Source organism: Streptomyces boetiae (genome assembly GCF_031845405.1).
In the GTDB taxonomy this organism is placed as follows: Bacteria; Actinomycetota; Actinomycetes; order Streptomycetales; family Streptomycetaceae; genus Streptomyces; species Streptomyces boetiae.
On record NZ_JAVREN010000001.1, the window covers coordinates 107,179 to 122,675 of the forward strand.

Genomic DNA, 15,497 nt, shown 5'->3' on the forward strand with positions numbered 1-15,497 from the left:
GCATGTCGTCAGGCAGTCGCCATGGTCCGGCTCCCGGGGGCGTGGGGGGCTGGTCTCGGCTGGATCTCGTGTCTCCGGCAGGGACGTTCACCATCAAAGAAGGCGCGGGTAGCGCGTTGTGCGGCGTTCGGTGAACCCTCGATGAACAACGGCGTTCCCTCAGGTTCCGCCGCCGGTACGAACGGTGGCGGGGCGCCCGTCCGGGGGATTTCAGTAGCATCGGGTGGCGGGGTTCTCGGAGTTCTCCGCCGGGCGCGGACGCAGGGGCAGTGGCGTGGGAATCGAAGGCGAGCAGCTCGTTTATGACTACCTGAGCCGGGTCGGGGATCTGGCGCACGGGACGAGCCTGTCGGCGGCGGAGCGGGCGGGCCTGGTGAACCGCCTGCGCGACCAGATCGGGCGGGAGCGCGCGGCGGCCGGCGGGGCGGAGAGCCCGGCGGCGGTGAAGCGGATCCTGGGGCGGATGGGCAGGCCGGAGGACGTGGTGGCCGCTGCGGCGGACGGGCCGGCGGCCCCGGCGCCCGCCCCGGCGCGACCCGCTCCCCCGGCGCCCCGGCGCGCGGGGCGGGGCGCACGGCCCGGCGCGCGGCAGGTGAACGACAGCGGCGGCGCGGGACGCAGGATCGTGGCCTTCGGCAAGGGCGGGGCGGACGGGCCCTCGGTGCCGGTGCCGCCGCCGCGGACCCCGGCGGACGCGGCGGGGCCGGCGGCCGGTCCCGCGGGTCCCACGGCCGGGGCGGACGTTGGCGGGAACGCCGGCGCGAGCGCCCCGGGGAACGCCGGTGGCGCGGGCTTCGGCCCCGGTGGCGCGGGCCCCGGCGCCGGGGGGCGGCGCCCGGTCCCGGACGAGGACGCGTGGCCGGACGGGCCGATCGGCCGCTTCGTGGGCGGGATCGAGATCCCGGAGCTGCTGCGCCCGCCCACGGAGCGGGAGCTGGAGGAGGCCGAGGCCGCGGAGGCGGCCGGCGAGGAGGCGGCCCCGGCCGGGCCCGCCACGGACGTGGACGAGGCCGCCGACGGAGCCGGGGCCGCGCCCGGCCGGGGTGCGCGCGGCCGGGCTGCGCGCGGCCGGGGCGCGGGCGCCGGGGCGCGCAAGCCCTCGCGCGGGCGGCGGGTGGCCAAGGCCGCGCTGACCGGGCGCCGGATCGGCGGCCCGGTGGAGCTGCTGGGCGTCCTGGTGCTGCTGGCCGGCGTGGTGGTCGGCCAGATCGTGATCCTCGCGCTGGGCTGGGTGATCGCCTGGTGGTCGCCGCGGCTGAGCCGGCGCGAGGCGAAGTGGGCGTCGTTCGGCATGCCGGGCGTGGTCGTGGGCGGCTGGCTGCTGTGGCTGATGGCGCGCGCGGGCGGGTACTGGGGCGAGCCGCTGGCGGACGGGCAGGCGGAGGACCTGTTCGCCGATCACCTGCCGTGGCTGGTGCGCGGTGCCGCGCTGGCGAGCGCGGCCTTCCTGCTCTACCGGGCCCGGCGCCACCGGCCCCCGGCGGAGGGGTGAGGGCGTTCATCCCGGCCACCGTCCCGCTCCTCCCGCCGTTCACCGGCCGGCGGGGCCAGGCCCTGTCCGGCCAGGCGGTCGAAGCGGCCGGACTTCACGCCGCCGAGCAGCGCGGCCAGCCGCCGGCGGCTGGTGGCGACCACCGACAGCGGCGCGTCGCTCTCCCGCAGCAGCAGGCCGCCGGAGCGGCCGTGGGCCAGTTCCACGCAGTTGTCGGTGCCCCCGGAGAAGGAGGACCGCTGCCACCCCGGCGGCACCAGCGGCGCGGCCGGCGGGGTCGTCTCGATCGTCTGGATCGTTCGTACGGTGAGCGCGGTGCTCATCGTCACCCCTCTTGTCACAGCTCCCGGGCGATGTGGTGGATGATCTGGCGGGACTCCTCCGGGTTCAGGGACACCTTGGCGGCACGACTGAAGTAGACCCGGTAGGCGGACAGTTCGGCCTCGGCGTCCAGGAACCCGCCGCCCCAGATGCCGTCGATCTGCACGGTGTCCAGCTGGGGAACGACGCCGGTGGCGTACAGGACCGGCTGGGTGGCCTCGAAGTAGTCCTCGTTGGTGAACGGAATCACCCGGACGCTGACCCCGGGCCCCTCCGAGGCGTTCATCAGGAACTCGAGCTGGCGGCGGACCGTGGCGCGCCCGCCGAAGCGCATCCGCAGCGCCGCCTCGTGGACGAAGACGTCGAAGGGCGGCGGATTGTCCCCCTCCAGGACAACCTTCCGCCGCATCCGGAACTCGGTGCGGGTCTCGATCTCCTCGGCCGGCAGCTCGGGAACGACGCCGCGGAACAGCGCGCGGGCGTATTCCTCGGTCTGGAGCAGCCCCGGCACGGAGACCGTCTGCATGATCTGCATGGCCACGGCGTGGTGCTCAAGTTCCGCCACATTGAGAGGGCCGGGAGCAAGGATGCCACGGTACTCGTCCCACCAGTACTGCCCGCGGTGCTCCCGGGCGATGGCGCAGAGGGCGTCGAGCAGGGAGTGGTCGGAGCAGGAGTAGAACGTGGCCAGCTTGCGGATGCGCTCCTCGCTGACGCCGATCCGCCCGGACTCTATGTGGCTGATCTTGCCCTGGTCGGTACCGAGCATTCCGGCGGCCTCCCGGGCCGTCCTGCCCGCCCGCTCCCGCAGTTTCCGCAACTCCGCACCCAGGCGGGCCTGTCGGGCGGTCGGATTCTCCCTCGGCGGCATCGTCTATCCGGTCCTTCCGTCGGCTAGACCGAGAGTCTGCCGCCCCCTCACCCCCCGAGTCCACTCGTGCACAGACCCATCCCTTCGCACATATGCCACGGTGCATAGATGCCCCTGCTGTGCGGCCGATCGTTGTGCGCAATTCAGCACGCCTTCGAACGTCCGTGACGTCCCGTCCCGTGCGCCGGCCCCCGCCGTGCCGGTAGCGTGAGGAGGATGACCGGTTCCAGTCCGCGCACCCTCGCCGACGAGCTGCGGTCCCGCTCCGACGCGGAGCTGGCCGGGCTGCTGCGCGCCCGGCCCGACCTGCTCTCCCCCCTGCCCGGCGACCTCTCCCAGCTCGCCACCCGGGCCGGGACCCGCGCCTCCGTGCTGCGGGCCCTGGACCGCCTGGACACCTTCGCACTCCAGACCGCCGAGGCCCTGGCCGTGGCCGAGAGCCCCTGCCCGCTGCCCGCGCTGGCCGCCCTGCTGCCCGGCGGGGAGGAACGCCTGCCGGCGGCCGTGGACACCCTGCGCGCCCGCGCCCTGCTGTGGGGCGGGCCCGAGGCGCTGCGGCTGGTGCGCACGGCCCGCGAGCTGCTGGCCCCGGCCGCCGCCCGCCGCCGCGGCCCCGACGGCGCCGGCCCGGCCGTTGCCCCGGGCCCGGCCGTCGCCCCCGGCTCCACCGGCCTGGGCCCCGCCCTGGCCGACGCCGCCGCCGGGATCTCCCCCAGCCGCATCCAGGAGCTGCTGGCCCACGCCGGGCTGCCGCCCACCGGCGACCCGGTCTCCGCGCTGGCCGCGCTTGCGGGCCTGTTCTCCGACCCCGCTCGGATGAACGCCCTGCTGGCGGAAGCGCCCGAGGGCGCCCGCGCCGCGCTGGACCGGCTCACCTGGGGCCCGCCCTACGGCGAGATCGGCGCCGCTCCGGGGGCGCACCTGCGCTGGCTGCTGGACCGCGGCCTGCTGGTGCGCACCGCGCCGGGGACGGTCGTTCTCCCGCGCGAGGCGGCGCTGCACCTGCGCGGCGGCCGGGCGCACCGCGAGCTGCGGCCCTACCCGCCGGAGGTGTGCGGGCGGGCCGTGGACCCGGCCGCCGCGGACGCCGCCGCGGCCGGGGCCGCGCTGACCGCCGCCACGGTCGTGGAGGAGCTGCTGGCCGACTGGGGCCGGGAGCGACCGCCCGTGCTGCGGGCCGGCGGGCTGGCCGTGCGCGACCTCAAGCGGCTGGCCCACACGCTGGACGTGGCCGAGCCCGAGGCCGCGTTCTGGCTCGAACTCACTTACGCGGCGGGCCTGTTGGCCGCCGACGGCGAGGCGGACGAGCGGTACGCGCCCACCCCCGCCGCCGACGACTGGCTCGCACGGCCGGTGCAGGAGCGCTGGGCGGCCCTGGCCGCCGCGTGGCTGGCCACCACCCGCGTCCCCGGCCTGGTCGGCACCCGCGACGCGAAGGCCCGCGTGCTGGCCGCCCTCGGCCCCGGCCTGGACCGGGGCCCGGCGGCGGAGCTGCGCCTGGAGGTCCTGCGGATCGTGTCGGGGGCCGCGCCCCCGGCCGGGCCCTGGAGCGACGAGCCCGCCGCGACCGGGTTCACCGGATGGGCCGGCGCCGAAGGGGGCGACGCCGTTACCGCCGCCGATCCCGAGGCCGTGCGGGCGCGGCTGGCCTGGGAGCTGCCGCGGCGGCTCGCGCCCGAGGCGCGGGACGCGCTGTGCCGGGCCGCGCTGCACGAGGCGGAGCTGCTGGGCGTGACCGGCCGTGGCGCGCCGGCCTCGTTCGCCCGCGCGCTGCTGGAGCCCGCGCTGGCCGGGAAGGGGCCCGGCGACCCGGCCGCAGCCGCCGCCGCGCTGGGGCCGCTGCTGCCCGCGCCCGTGGACCACGTGCTGCTCCAGGCCGACCTGACCGCCGTCGCCCCCGGCCCGCTGACCCGCGACCTGCGCGCGGCCATGGCCCTGGCCGCCGACGTGGAGTCCACCGGCGGCGCCACCGTCTACCGGTTCACCCCCGCCTCCGTGCGGCGCGCCCTGGACGCCGGGCGCACCCCCGAGGAGCTGCACGCCTTCCTGGCCTCCGCCTCCCGCACGCCCGTGCCGCAGCCCCTGTCCTACCTGGTGGACGACGTGGCCCGGCGCCACGGAACGCTCCGGGTCGGCGCCGCCGCCGGGTACCTGCGCTGCGAGGACGAGGCGCTGCTCAGCCAGCTCTTCGCCGACCGCAGGGCGGCCGGGCTGCGGCTGCGGCGGCTCGCCCCGACCGTGGCGATCAGCGACGTCCCGCCCGAGATCCTGCTCGAACGGCTGCGCGGCCTGGGCCTGGCCCCCGCCGCCGAGTCCGCCGAGGGCGCGGTGGTCACCCTGCCCCCGGCGGCCGGACGCACCCCGCCCCGCTCCGCCCCCGCGCCCGCCCCCGACGGCCCGCCGCCGGCCGAGCCGGGCCTGCTGGACGCGGCCGTGCGCGCCATCCGCGCCGGGGACCACGCGGCGGCCGGGGCCGAACGCGCCCGCGCCGCCCGCGTTCCCGAGCCCAGCGGCCCCCCGCCGCGCACCCCGGCCGCCGAGACCCTGGCCGCGCTGCGCCGGGCCGCCGCGGCGGGAACGCCCGTGCGCATCGGCTACGTCGGCTCGGACGGGGTCGCGGACCTGCGCGTCCTGACCCCGGTGCGGGTGGAGGCCGGCCTGGTCACCGCCTTCGACCACACGGCCGACGAGGTGCGCACCTACCCGCTGCACCGGATCACCGGCAGCGCCCCGGCCGCTCCCTGACGCTGTCCCTCCGGCGGGAAAACCGGTGGCGCACCACCCCGAGCCCCCGCACGCTGGACCACCGTGATCACCGTCCCGGCCGGACTGGCCGCCTACCACGAGCAGTTCAACGGCGAGGCCGGCCGCGCCTGGACCGCCGCCCTGCCCGCCCTGGCCGAACGCATGCTTCAACGCTGGGAGTTGCGGCCCACCGGCCCCGGCCGCCACGGCATGGTGGCGCTCGTCCTGCCGGTGGAGCGCGCCGACGGCAGCCCCGCCGCCCTCAAGCTCCAGCCCGTGGACGAGGAGAACGAGTCCGAGGCCCCCGCGCTGCGGGCGTACGCCGGTCGCGGGGCCGTGCGCCTCCTGGACCACGACCCGGCCACCGGCTCGCTGCTGCTCGAAGCCCTGCACCCCGACCGTTCCCTGAACGACATCCCCGACGTGCACGCCGCGCTCGGCGTGCTCACGGGCCTGCTCGGCCGCCTGGCCGCCACCCCGCCGCCGCCCGGCCAGCGCCACCTGCGGGACGTCGCCGCCGCCATGCTGGCCCAGGTCCCGCAGGCCCTTCCCCAGCTCTCCGAGGGCGACCGGCGGGTGCTCGACGCCTGCGCCGGGGCCACCCGCGAGGTGCTGCCCGAGCCCGGCGGCAGCCTGCTGCACTGGGACCTGCACTACGAGAACGTCCTCGCGCCCCTGCCCGGCTCCGCGCGCGAGGAGCCGTGGCTGGCCATCGACCCCAAGCCCCTGACGGGCGACGTCGGCTTCGACCTGCTCCCCGCCCTCGACAACCGCTTCCTGGCCGACCCCGCCGACGTCCTGCGCCGCTTCGACACGATGACCGACCTGCTCTCCCTGGACCGCCCCCGCGCCCGCAACTGGACCCTGGCCCGCATCCTGCAAAACACCCTCTGGTCCATCGAGGACGGCGACCCGCCCCTGCCCCCCGACCAGCTCCTCATCGCGGAAACGCTCCTCACCCGGCGCTGACGGCCCACTGTCGGCCCGGTGGTGCACACTGGAGCTTTGGCCGGGCGGCGGCACATGCGGCGGCGCATGCGGCGGCGTGTGGGAGTGAAGGGGGAGGCGGCGTGGACGGACCGCTGATCGTGCAGAGCGACAAGACGCTGCTGCTGGAGATCGACCACGAGCGGGCGGAGGCGTGCCGGCGGGCCATCGCGCCGTTCGCGGAGCTGGAGCGGGCGCCGGAGCACATCCACACCTACCGGGTCACGCCGCTGGGGCTGTGGAACGCGCGGGCGGCCGGGCACGACGCCGAGCAGGTCGTGGACGCGCTGGTGACGTACTCGCGCTACCCCGTGCCGCAGTCCCTGCTGGTGGACGTGGCCGAGACGATGGCCCGCTACGGCCGGCTGACCCTCTCCAAGCACCCCGCCCACGGCCTGGTGCTCCAGACCACGGACCGGGCCGTGCTGGAGGAGGTGCTGCGCTCCAAGCGGATCAAGCCGCTGGTGGGGGCGCGGCTCGACCCCGACACCGTGCTGGTGCACCCCTCCGAGCGCGGGCAGATCAAGCAGGCCCTGCTGAAGCTGGGCTGGCCCGCCGAGGACCTGGCCGGATACGTGGACGGCGAGGCGCACCCCATCGACCTGCGGCAGGACGGCTGGGCGCTGCGGCCCTACCAGGAGCACGCGGTGGAGGGCTTCTGGCACGGCGGCTCGGGCGTGGTCGTGCTGCCCTGCGGCGCGGGCAAGACGCTGGTCGGCGCGGGCGCGATGGCCCGCGCCCGCAGCACCACGCTGATCCTGGTGACGAACACGGTCTCGGCCCGCCAGTGGAAGGCCGAGCTGGTGCGCCGCACCTCGCTGACCGAGGACGAGATCGGCGAGTACAGCGGCACCCGCAAGGAGATCCGCCCGGTCACCATCGCGACCTACCAGGTGCTGACCACCCGCAGGAAGGGCGTCTACCCGCACCTGGAGCTGTTCGACTCCCGCGACTGGGGCCTGATCATCTACGACGAGGTGCACCTGCTGCCCGCGCCGGTCTTCAAGTTCACCGCCGACCTCCAGGCCCGCCGCCGCCTGGGCCTCACGGCCACGCTGGTGCGCGAGGACGGCCGCGAGTCGGACGTCTTCTCGCTGATCGGGCCCAAGCGGTTCGACGCGCCGTGGAAGGAGATCGAGTCCCAGGGGTACATCGCGCCCGCCGACTGCGTCGAGGTCCGCGTGGACCTGAGCGAGTCCGAGCGGATGGCGTACGCGATGGCCGAGCCCGAGGAGCGGTACCGGTTCTGCGCCACCACGGACGCCAAGCGGCGGATCACCGAGCGCCTGGTGCGCCGCCACGCGGGCGAGCAGACCCTGGTCATCGGGCAGTACATCGACCAGCTCGACGAGCTGGGCGAGCTGCTGGGCGCCCCCGTGATCAAGGGCGAGACGAGCAACGCCCAGCGCGAGCGCCTGTTCGACGCCTTCCGCGCCGGGGAGGTGCGGGTCCTGGTCGTCTCCAAGGTGGCGAACTTCTCCGTGGACCTCCCCGAGGCCACGGTCGCCATCCAGGTCTCGGGAACGTTCGGCTCCCGGCAGGAGGAGGCCCAGCGCCTGGGCCGGGTGCTGCGGCCGAAGGCGGACGGGCACGAGGCCCGGTTCTACTCGGTGGTCGCCCGCGACACGGTGGACCAGGACTTCGCGGCGCACCGGCAGCGTTTCCTGGCCGAGCAGGGCTACGCGTACCGGATCGTGGACGCGAGCGAGCTGACGGCGGACGCGGGGGACGCGGAGCGCGACGGGGTCTGAGCCGCCGGGGCTTTCGAGGGGCAACGGCCGGGGCCGGGGAAATCGGTTTGCGCGCGCCACGGCGGCGCGTCTAGGGTCACCGGTCTGCCTCCGCCCCCGGCCCTCGCCGGGAGGACGGAGCCGGCCGGACGGCACCGGCCGGCGCCCCCACCCCCGACTGTCCCGACGGAGGCTTCGCCGTGCCCGCCGCCCATCCGCCCTCCCCCGCCGACTCGCCTCTGGACGCCGAACGCGCCCACCTCGCCTCCTCCCGGGCCGCCCTGCGCGCCATGCGGGCCGAGGCCGAGGCCCTGGACATCTCGGACGTCACGGCGAACTGGGTGAACGCCGAGGTGCTGCGCTCCGAGATCGAGCTGCGCGTCAAGGCCCTGGCGGACCTGGCCGGAACCCCGCTGTTCTTCGGCCGCCTCGACCTGGAGGCCCCCGAGGACGGAAAGGCCGAGGACGGGGAGCGCGAGGACGACGGCCGCCGCTTCTACATCGGCCGCCGCCACGTCCACGACGCCGCCGGGGACCCCATGGTCATCGACTGGCGCGCCCCCGTCTCGCAGCCGTTCTACCGCGCCTCCCGGCAGGACCCGCAGGGCGTGGAGCTGCGCCGCCGCTTCGGCTACGAGGGCGGCGAGCTGACCGCGTACGAGGACGAGCGCCTTAGCGGGCCCGGCTCGGAGGAGGACGGGGAGGGGACCGGCGAGGCCGCCGGGGCCCTGCTGCGCCGCGAGATCGAACGCCCCCGCGTCGGCCCGATGCGGGACATCGTCGCCACCATCCAGCCCGAGCAGGACGAGATCGTGCGCGCCGCGCTCGGCGGCACGGTGTGCGTCCAGGGCGCGCCCGGCACCGGCAAGACGGCCGTCGGTCTGCACCGGGTGGCGTACCTGCTGTACGCCCACCGGGAGCGGCTGGCCCGGGGCGGCACGCTGGTGATCGGGCCGAACCGCTCCTTCCTGCGCTACATCGAGCAGGTGCTCCCGGCGCTGGGCGAGCTGGCGGTGCGGCAGACCACGGTGGATGAGCTGGTGGCCGAGGGCCTGGAGATCCGGGGCGAGGACTCCCCCGCCGCCGCGCTGGTCAAGGGCGACGCGCGGATGGCCGAGGTGCTGCGGCGCGCGGTGCGCGCGGGCGTGCGCGTGCCCGGCGAGGACCCTGGGGCCGCCGCCGAGGGCGTCACGGTGGTGCGCGGCTCGCGCAGGTGGCGCGTTCCGGTCCACGAACTGGGCGAGATCGTGCGGGAGTTGCTGGGCCGGGGTCTGCGGTACGGGTCGGCGCGGGAGGCGCTGCCGCAGCGGATCGCGCACGCGGTGCTGGTGCGGATGGAGGCGGCGGGCGAGGCCCCCGACGACCGGACGCAGAACGCCGTGGCCCGCACCCCGGCCGTGAAGGCGGCGGTCAAGGAGATCTGGCCGCCGGTGGACCCGGCGCGGCTGGTGCTGCGGCTGCTGTCGGACGCGGAGTTCCTGGCGGCCTGCGCCGAGGGCGTTCTCACGCCGCAGGAGCAGGCGGCGATCCTGCTGGAACGGCCGCCGCGCGGCGTGAAGGCGGCCCGATGGTCGCCCGCCGACGCCGTTCTCATCGACGAGGCGCGGGACTTGGTGGAACGCACGGGGTCGCTGGGGCACGTGGTGCTGGACGAGGCGCAGGACCTCTCGCCGATGCAGTACCGGGCGGTGGGGCGCCGCTGCTCGACCGGCTCGGCGACGGTGCTGGGCGACATTGCGCAGGGCACCACGCCCTGGGCGACGGCCGACTGGGCGACGGCCCTGGGACACCTGGGCAAGCCGGAGGCGGAGGTCGCGGAGCTGACCCGGGGGTTCCGCGTGCCGGGCGAGGTGATCGCCTACGCCTCGCGGCTGCTGCCCGCCATCGCCCCCGGCCTGGCCCCGGCCACCTCGGTGCGGGCCTCGGCGGGCGCGCTGCGGGTGCGGGCGGTCGAGCCGGAGGAGCGGGAAGCGGCGGTGGTCGCGGCCTGCCGGGAGGCCCTTGCGGGCGAGGGCTCGGTCGGCCTGATCGCGGCCGGGGACCGGGTGCCCGCGCTGGCGGCGGCCCTGGACGCGGCGGGCCTGGGCCACCTCTCCCCCGGCGAGGAGACCTCGGGCGCGGCCCGCCTGACGCTGGTGCCGGCGGCCCTGGCCAAGGGCCTGGAGTACGACCACGTGATCCTGGACGAGCCGACCGCCGTGGTAGCCGCCGAACCGGACGAACGCACGGGCCTGCGCCGCCTGTACGTGACGCTCACGCGCGCGGTCTCGGGGCTGACCGTCGTCCACGCGGAGCGCTTGCCGCTCGCCTTGACCGGGCGCTGAGCGGTGGGGCCGCCGACCGCCGGCGCCCGCCACGGGCGTGATGCCCGCCACGGGCGTTGAACGACCGGCGCGGCGCCGGGGCCGGTCCACTCTGCGGCGCCGGGTGCCACGGCGTCCCGCTCCGGGGCGGGACGCCCGCGGCGGGCGAGCCGCAGTGCGGGGCCGGGCGTTGACCGAGGCCGTTGACCGGCCCTGGGCACGCGGCCCTCGACACGCTCATCACGGGACTGGCCGCGCGGCGCCCCCGGGCCGCGCCGCCGGGCCGCGCGCCGCCGGCCCGCGCACCGCCGGGCCGGGTGCCACGATGGGTACATGAGCACGACGGGCGGGACGGGCGGCAGCGGCGGCACGGGCGGCACCGGCGAGGAGGAGCTGCTGAGGCGCTTCCTGGCGCTGCCGGGGCCGGGCGTGACGGCGGTGGCCGGGCAGGAGCTGGTCACCCGCTGGGCGGAGCCGCACCGCAGGTACCACACGACGGCCCACCTGCGGGCCGTGCTCGACCGGCTGGCCGAGCCGGGCCTGCGGGCGGCGGCGGCCGACCCGGCGGCCGTGGAGCTGGCCGCGTGGTTCCACGACGCGGTCTACGACCCCACGGCTACGTCCGGGGACAACGAGGAGCGCTCGGCCGTCCTCGCCGAACGGCTGCTGGCCGGGGACCCGCGCCGCGAGGAGGTGGCGCGGCTGGTCCGCCTCACCGCGGGCCACGACCCGGCCGAGGACGACGCGAACGGCGCGGCCCTGTGCGACGCGGACCTCGCCGTGCTGGCCGGAACGCCCGAGCAGTACGCGGCCTACGCGGCGGCCGTGCGGCAGGAGTACGGCTTCGTCCCGGACGAGGCGTTCCGGGAGGGGCGGGCGGCGGTGCTGCGCGGGCTGCTCGCCCAGCCCCGCCTCTTCCGCACGGCGTACGGGGCGGAGCGGTGGGAGGCGGCGGCCCGGTTCAACGCCCGGGGCGAGCTGCGGCTGCTCACGGCCTGACGGCTCGCGTTCCCGGCCGGTTGACTTCAGGTCGGCCTGAAGGCGCACGGTGGGGTTCTCGCGCACCGGCCAACGCCAGGAGGTACCCCATGTCCGACCACGCCCACAGCCCCGCGGGGAACACGCGCCACTCGCGCCTGGGCGGCCTGCTGCACCGGGCCGTTCACCGCCGGGAGGACGCGCAGACGTTCAACGCCCCGGGCAGCGAGACCTACGACCGGCACACGCGCCGCTCGCTGCGCGGCCTCTACCGCCGCGTCGCCCGGGAGGCCGCGGCGGCGGCCCCGGCGGACGGCGCGGTGCTGGACGTCGGCACCGGGCCCGGCCGCCTGCTGCACGCCCTGGCCGCCCAGCGCGCGGACCTCGCGCTGACCGGCGTGGACGTCGCGCCCGACATGACCGCGCTGGCCCGGCGGCTGGCCGGGGAGGCCGGGCTGGGCGGGCGGCTCGACTTCCGGACGGGGGACGTGGCCGTGCTGCCCTGCGAGGACGCCTCCGCCGACCTGGTCGTCTCGACGCTGAGCATGCACCACTGGCCCGATCTCCCGGCCGCCGCACGGGAGCTGGCGCGGGTGCTGCGGCCCGGCGGGCACCTGCTGATCGTGGACTTCCGCTTCGCCCCGCTGCGGGCCGGCCTGGAGGCGCTGCGCGCGCAGCCGGCGTTCGCCCACGGGCGGGCGGTGCGCTCGCCCGTGCGGGGCGGGCTGCCGCTGTTCGCGCGGGTCCAGGCGTGGACGCCCTCGGCTTGACGCGGGCGTGCGCCCCGCGCCTGAATGGGCGCGTGGACGAGCGGGAACTGACCATCGGCGAGCTGGCCGGACGTTTCGGCCTGGCCACGCACGTGCTCCGGCACTGGGAGGACGTTGGGCTGCTTCAGCCCTCCCGGCGCGTCGGCGGGCAGCGGCGGTACGACGGCCGGCACCTGGTGGACGTGGCGATGATCCTGCTGGGCAAGGACAGCGGCCTGAGCCTCGCGCAACTGCGCGAGATGCGGTCCTCGCCGGAACGCGCCGGGCGCCACGCCGTGCTCCGCGCCCACCGCGACGCCCTGCGCCGGCGCATCGCCGCGGCCCGCGCCCAACTCGACCTGGTCGAACACGCCTTGGAGTGCGAGGCCGAGGACTACCGCGCCTGCCCCGCCTTCCTCGCCAAGGCGGACGCGTACCTCCCGCCCCCGCCCGCCGACAGGCCCTGACGGGCGGGGGCGGGAGCCCGGCGGGGGCGGGAGCACGGCGGGGGCCCGGGGGCGCCGGGTCCGCGGCGCCGATCTCTTACGGTGAAGCCATGCCGAACGATCCCGCCCCGGCGCCCCCCACGCGCTCCCACCTCACCACCCCGGACCGGCGCCGCCTGTCCTATCTCGACTTCGGCCCCGCCACGGGTCGGCCGCTCCTCGCCCTGCACGGGCACCTCGGCGAGGGCGCGGAGTTCGCGGGGCTCGCCGCCGCGCTGCGGCCGGACGGCTGGCGGGTGCTCGCCCCCGATCAGCGGGGCCACGGGGACTCCGACCGGGCGGAGCGGTACGACCGGCAGGGCTATCTCGACGACCTCCGTCTCCTGCTCACCCACCTCGGCCTCGACGGGCGCCCCCTGCCCGTCCTCGGGCACTCCCTCGGCGCCGTCAACGCCTACCACCTGGCCGCGGAGCACCCCGGCGCCGTCGGCGCCCTCGTCAACCTCGACGGACCCGCGTCCCTACCCGTCGTCGACCCCGCCCCGCTGTCGTTCCTCCTCGGCCTGCCCTACACCGCCCCCACGCGCGAGGAACTCCTGCGCGCCTGCGGCCCGTTGGCCCCCCTGCTGGAGAACGGCCTGCGCCCGCACGGCGACGGCTGGCGGCTGGGGTGCCACCCCGAGGACATGGCCGACTCGGACGCCCGCGTCCTCGGCGACCACTGGCCCCAGTGGCTGGCCTCCGACTGCCCCGCCCTGCTCCTCCACGGCACCGCCAGCGCCGTCCTGCCCACCCCCCAGGCCCGCGAGATGGCCTCCCGCCGCCCCCGCACCACCCTGGTCGAACTCGACGCCGACCACTGGGTCCACCTGCGCAGGCCGGAGGAATCGGCCGACGCGATCCGCCGCTTCCTCCGGCTCCGGGCGCTCAGCGCTTCGTCTCGTACCGGGTCAGCAGCACGCCGTCGGGAAACGTCCGGGTCTCCGCCAGGCTCAGGTTCACCCAGCTGTCCAGGGCGGTGAAGAACGGCGTGCCGCCGCCCACCAGCACCGGATGGGTGACGAGCACGTACTCGTCGATCAGCCCGGCCCGCATGGCCGCACCGGCGAGGGTGGCACCGCAGATGTCCATGGGGCCGCCGTCCCCGGCCTTGAGCCTGGTGATCTCGGTGACCGCGTCGCCGGTGACCAGGCGGGCGTTCCAGTCGACCGGCCTGGTCGTGGAGGAGAAGACCACCTTCGGCATGTCCCGCCAGCGGCCGGCGTACTCGACCGTCGCCGGGGTGGCATCCGGCTGCTGATCGGCCGTCGGCCAGTGGGAGCTCATCGTCTCCCACAGCCTGCGCCCGTACAGCGCCAGGTCAGTGGCGTGCACCCGGTCGGACCACCACTGGAACAGCTCGTCGCTCGGCACGCTCCAGTCGAGGTCGTCGCCGGGCGCGGCGATGTAGCCGTCCAGGCTCGTGTTCATGGCGAAGGTCAGTTTGCGCACGGCCTCAGCCTCTCGTGAGCCGGTGCGCGACGTACAGCCCCGTACGGTGCCCGCGCGGGGAGGTGCGCGGACTCGGGCCGCCGGGCGGGGAGGACCGGCGGACGGGGGTGGGGGGTCAGTCCTCCTCGGCGACCTGGACCGTGACCGGCTCGCCGCAGGTGAAGCCGTCCGAGTTCGGGCCCGCGTCGCGGCACGCGGCGACCTCCACGCTGTCCAGCGGGGCCGAGGCGCCCAGCGAGTCCTGGGCGATCCGGAAGGCGATGAACCCGCTCGGGTCCATGGACGCCGGCTGGAGCCGGACCGTGGCGGAGTCCGCCGCCTGCCCGCCGCCGAGGGCGGTGACCTGGAGGAACGACAGCTCCGGACCCCAACTCCGGGGACAGGCCGCCGAGTCGGCCTCCGCGCCGAGCAGGACCAGCAGCCCGGCGCGGCGCGCGGTGCCGCCGTCGGAGACGTCCTGGAACGTCACGGTGCCCTGGGCGGCGGTGGTGACGGCGCAGCCGTCCTGCGTCTCGTGGTTCACGGAGAACGAACGCTCCGCGTCGGCCGCCGTCTCGGCCGCGGCGGTGGGAACGGCCGCGGCCAGGCCGAGGACGGCGGCAGCGGCGCCACCCGCCGCGACGGCGCCCAGCACGGAGCCGGGCACCCGGCGGGAACGACGGGGCGAACGGGGGAAACGGGCGGGGGGGCTGGTCAGCTCGGCCGGCATCGGCACTCCTTCGCGCTCGGGACGTGGGGGCTCCCGGTTCGCTGCGATGCTCCGCGCCCGCCGCGAGGGGCGTCAACCCGCGGACTCAGGACTTGTCAAGCGCTGAGTCCACGGGACTCATCCCCCAACAGCCCACCCGGCGCACGCCCCACCCCACACGCCCACCCCAGCGACAACGCGCCGCACAGACGCGCGTGCGCGCGGTCACGCTCCGCCCGGAGCCCGGAGCCCGGCATCCGGCGCCGGGCATGCGCGAGGGCAGGAGCACCGACTCCTTCCGCTCCTTGGCTTCCGCGAGGGCCGTCATGCCAACACGTTGATGTTCTCCGCCGGCGGCAGGGACGTGGGGGCGTCCGCTCCGTACCAGGCGTATTCGAGGCCGGCGAGCCTGCCCCGGTCGACCCAGACGAGGATCTCGCCGACGAGTTCCCCGGTGTCGTCGACCACTGTCGCCTCCACCGGGGCAACGCCGGAAACCAGGTCAGCCTTCGCCGTATCCTCCGGAACCCTCAGATCGACGCTGACCGATCCGTCTCCCCAGAGGGAGACGACTTCCGCCTCGCCCACTTGACTGCGAAGCTCCGCGGAGCCGGGAAAATCCGCGCCCAGGATGCATTCGAGGACCTCCTTCTCGCCATGGTTGAGAGGTCTCGGAGGAATCTGGACTGCCATGAC

The 15,497-nt window shown here is 76.6% G+C and carries 14 protein-coding genes; 9 read left to right on the forward strand and 5 right to left on the reverse strand.

Annotation, left to right across the window (positions count from 1 at the left end):
- The first annotated feature begins 274 nt into the window (after positions 1-274).
- Positions 275-1,492: a hypothetical protein gene (locus tag RM780_RS00495; RefSeq protein WP_311628355.1), complete on the forward strand. Its 1,218-nt coding sequence runs from the start codon at positions 275-277 to the stop codon at positions 1,490-1,492.
- Here RM780_RS00495 and RM780_RS00500 read toward each other — a convergent pair.
- Positions 1,453-1,815 (reverse strand): DUF397 domain-containing protein, encoded by a 363-nt coding sequence (locus tag RM780_RS00500; RefSeq protein ID WP_311628356.1) that lies wholly within the window; start codon positions 1,813-1,815, stop codon positions 1,453-1,455. The genes RM780_RS00495 and RM780_RS00500 overlap by 40 nt on opposite strands.
- A gap of 14 nt (positions 1,816-1,829) precedes the next feature.
- Positions 1,830-2,684, reverse strand: a complete 855-nt coding sequence (locus tag RM780_RS00505) for a helix-turn-helix domain-containing protein (protein WP_311628357.1) — start codon at positions 2,682-2,684, stop codon at positions 1,830-1,832.
- A 216-nt stretch (positions 2,685-2,900) separates the two neighbouring features.
- On the opposite strand from RM780_RS00505, the gene RM780_RS00510 reads away from it, so the two are divergent.
- The 8 genes from RM780_RS00510 to RM780_RS00545 all read left to right on the forward strand — a co-directional run bounded on the left by RM780_RS00510 (position 2,901) and on the right by RM780_RS00545 (position 13,644).
- Positions 2,901-5,429 (forward strand): helicase-associated domain-containing protein, encoded by a 2,529-nt coding sequence (locus RM780_RS00510; RefSeq protein ID WP_311628358.1) that lies wholly within the window; start codon positions 2,901-2,903, stop codon positions 5,427-5,429.
- A 63-nt stretch (positions 5,430-5,492) separates the two neighbouring features.
- Positions 5,493-6,398, forward strand: a complete 906-nt coding sequence (locus tag RM780_RS00515; RefSeq protein WP_311628359.1) for an aminoglycoside phosphotransferase family protein — start codon at positions 5,493-5,495, stop codon at positions 6,396-6,398.
- Between the two features lie 101 nt (positions 6,399-6,499).
- Positions 6,500-8,167 (forward strand): DNA repair helicase XPB, encoded by a 1,668-nt coding sequence (locus RM780_RS00520; protein ID WP_311628360.1) that lies wholly within the window; start codon positions 6,500-6,502, stop codon positions 8,165-8,167.
- 179 nt (positions 8,168-8,346) lie between these two features.
- Positions 8,347-10,470 (forward strand): HelD family protein, encoded by a 2,124-nt coding sequence (locus tag RM780_RS00525; protein WP_311628361.1) that lies wholly within the window; start codon positions 8,347-8,349, stop codon positions 10,468-10,470.
- 312 nt (positions 10,471-10,782) lie between these two features.
- Entirely contained in the window at positions 10,783-11,448 is a 666-nt protein-coding gene (locus tag RM780_RS00530) for an HD domain-containing protein (RefSeq protein ID WP_311628362.1), read from the forward strand.
- Positions 11,449-11,537: 89 nt separating this feature from the next.
- Positions 11,538-12,197: a class I SAM-dependent methyltransferase gene (locus RM780_RS00535; protein WP_311628363.1), complete on the forward strand. Its 660-nt coding sequence runs from the start codon at positions 11,538-11,540 to the stop codon at positions 12,195-12,197.
- Positions 12,198-12,229: 32 nt separating this feature from the next.
- The gene (locus tag RM780_RS00540) at positions 12,230-12,643 is read left to right on the forward strand and encodes a MerR family transcriptional regulator (protein WP_311628364.1); all 414 of its coding nucleotides are present in this window, start codon (positions 12,230-12,232) and stop codon (positions 12,641-12,643) included.
- Positions 12,644-12,732: 89 nt separating this feature from the next.
- A complete protein-coding gene (locus RM780_RS00545; protein WP_311628365.1) occupies positions 12,733-13,644 on the forward strand; it encodes an alpha/beta fold hydrolase in 912 nt (303 codons plus the stop codon).
- Here RM780_RS00545 and RM780_RS00550 read toward each other — a convergent pair.
- The 3 genes from RM780_RS00550 to RM780_RS00560 form a co-directional block, all read right to left on the reverse strand.
- Positions 13,550-14,113, reverse strand: a complete 564-nt coding sequence (locus RM780_RS00550; RefSeq protein ID WP_311628366.1) for a dihydrofolate reductase family protein — start codon at positions 14,111-14,113, stop codon at positions 13,550-13,552. The two genes, RM780_RS00545 and RM780_RS00550, sit on opposite strands and share 95 nt — an antisense overlap.
- Before the next feature lie 115 nt (positions 14,114-14,228).
- Positions 14,229-14,822 (reverse strand): hypothetical protein, encoded by a 594-nt coding sequence (locus tag RM780_RS00555; RefSeq protein WP_311628367.1) that lies wholly within the window; start codon positions 14,820-14,822, stop codon positions 14,229-14,231.
- A gap of 303 nt (positions 14,823-15,125) precedes the next feature.
- A complete protein-coding gene (locus tag RM780_RS00560; protein WP_311628368.1) occupies positions 15,126-15,494 on the reverse strand; it encodes a hypothetical protein in 369 nt (122 codons plus the stop codon).
- Positions 15,495-15,497 lie beyond the last annotated feature (3 nt).

What these genes read in the sequence shown, in the direction of transcription:
- RM780_RS00510 (WP_311628358.1), top strand. Translation starts at nt 2,901, where the DNA reads ATGACCGGTTCCAGTCCGCGCACCCTCGCCGACGAGCTGCGGTCCCGC.
- RM780_RS00505 (WP_311628357.1), bottom strand. Translation starts at nt 2,684, where the DNA reads ATGCCGCCGAGGGAGAATCCGACCGCCCGACAGGCCCGCCTGGGTGCG.
- RM780_RS00535 (WP_311628363.1), top strand. Translation starts at nt 11,538, where the DNA reads ATGTCCGACCACGCCCACAGCCCCGCGGGGAACACGCGCCACTCGCGC.
- RM780_RS00500 (WP_311628356.1), bottom strand. Translation starts at nt 1,815, where the DNA reads ATGAGCACCGCGCTCACCGTACGAACGATCCAGACGATCGAGACGACC.
- RM780_RS00560 (WP_311628368.1), bottom strand. Translation starts at nt 15,494, where the DNA reads ATGGCAGTCCAGATTCCTCCGAGACCTCTCAACCATGGCGAGAAGGAG.
- RM780_RS00545 (WP_311628365.1), top strand. Translation starts at nt 12,733, where the DNA reads ATGCCGAACGATCCCGCCCCGGCGCCCCCCACGCGCTCCCACCTCACC.
- RM780_RS00555 (WP_311628367.1), bottom strand. Translation starts at nt 14,822, where the DNA reads ATGCCGGCCGAGCTGACCAGCCCCCCCGCCCGTTTCCCCCGTTCGCCC.
- RM780_RS00530 (WP_311628362.1), top strand. Translation starts at nt 10,783, where the DNA reads ATGAGCACGACGGGCGGGACGGGCGGCAGCGGCGGCACGGGCGGCACC.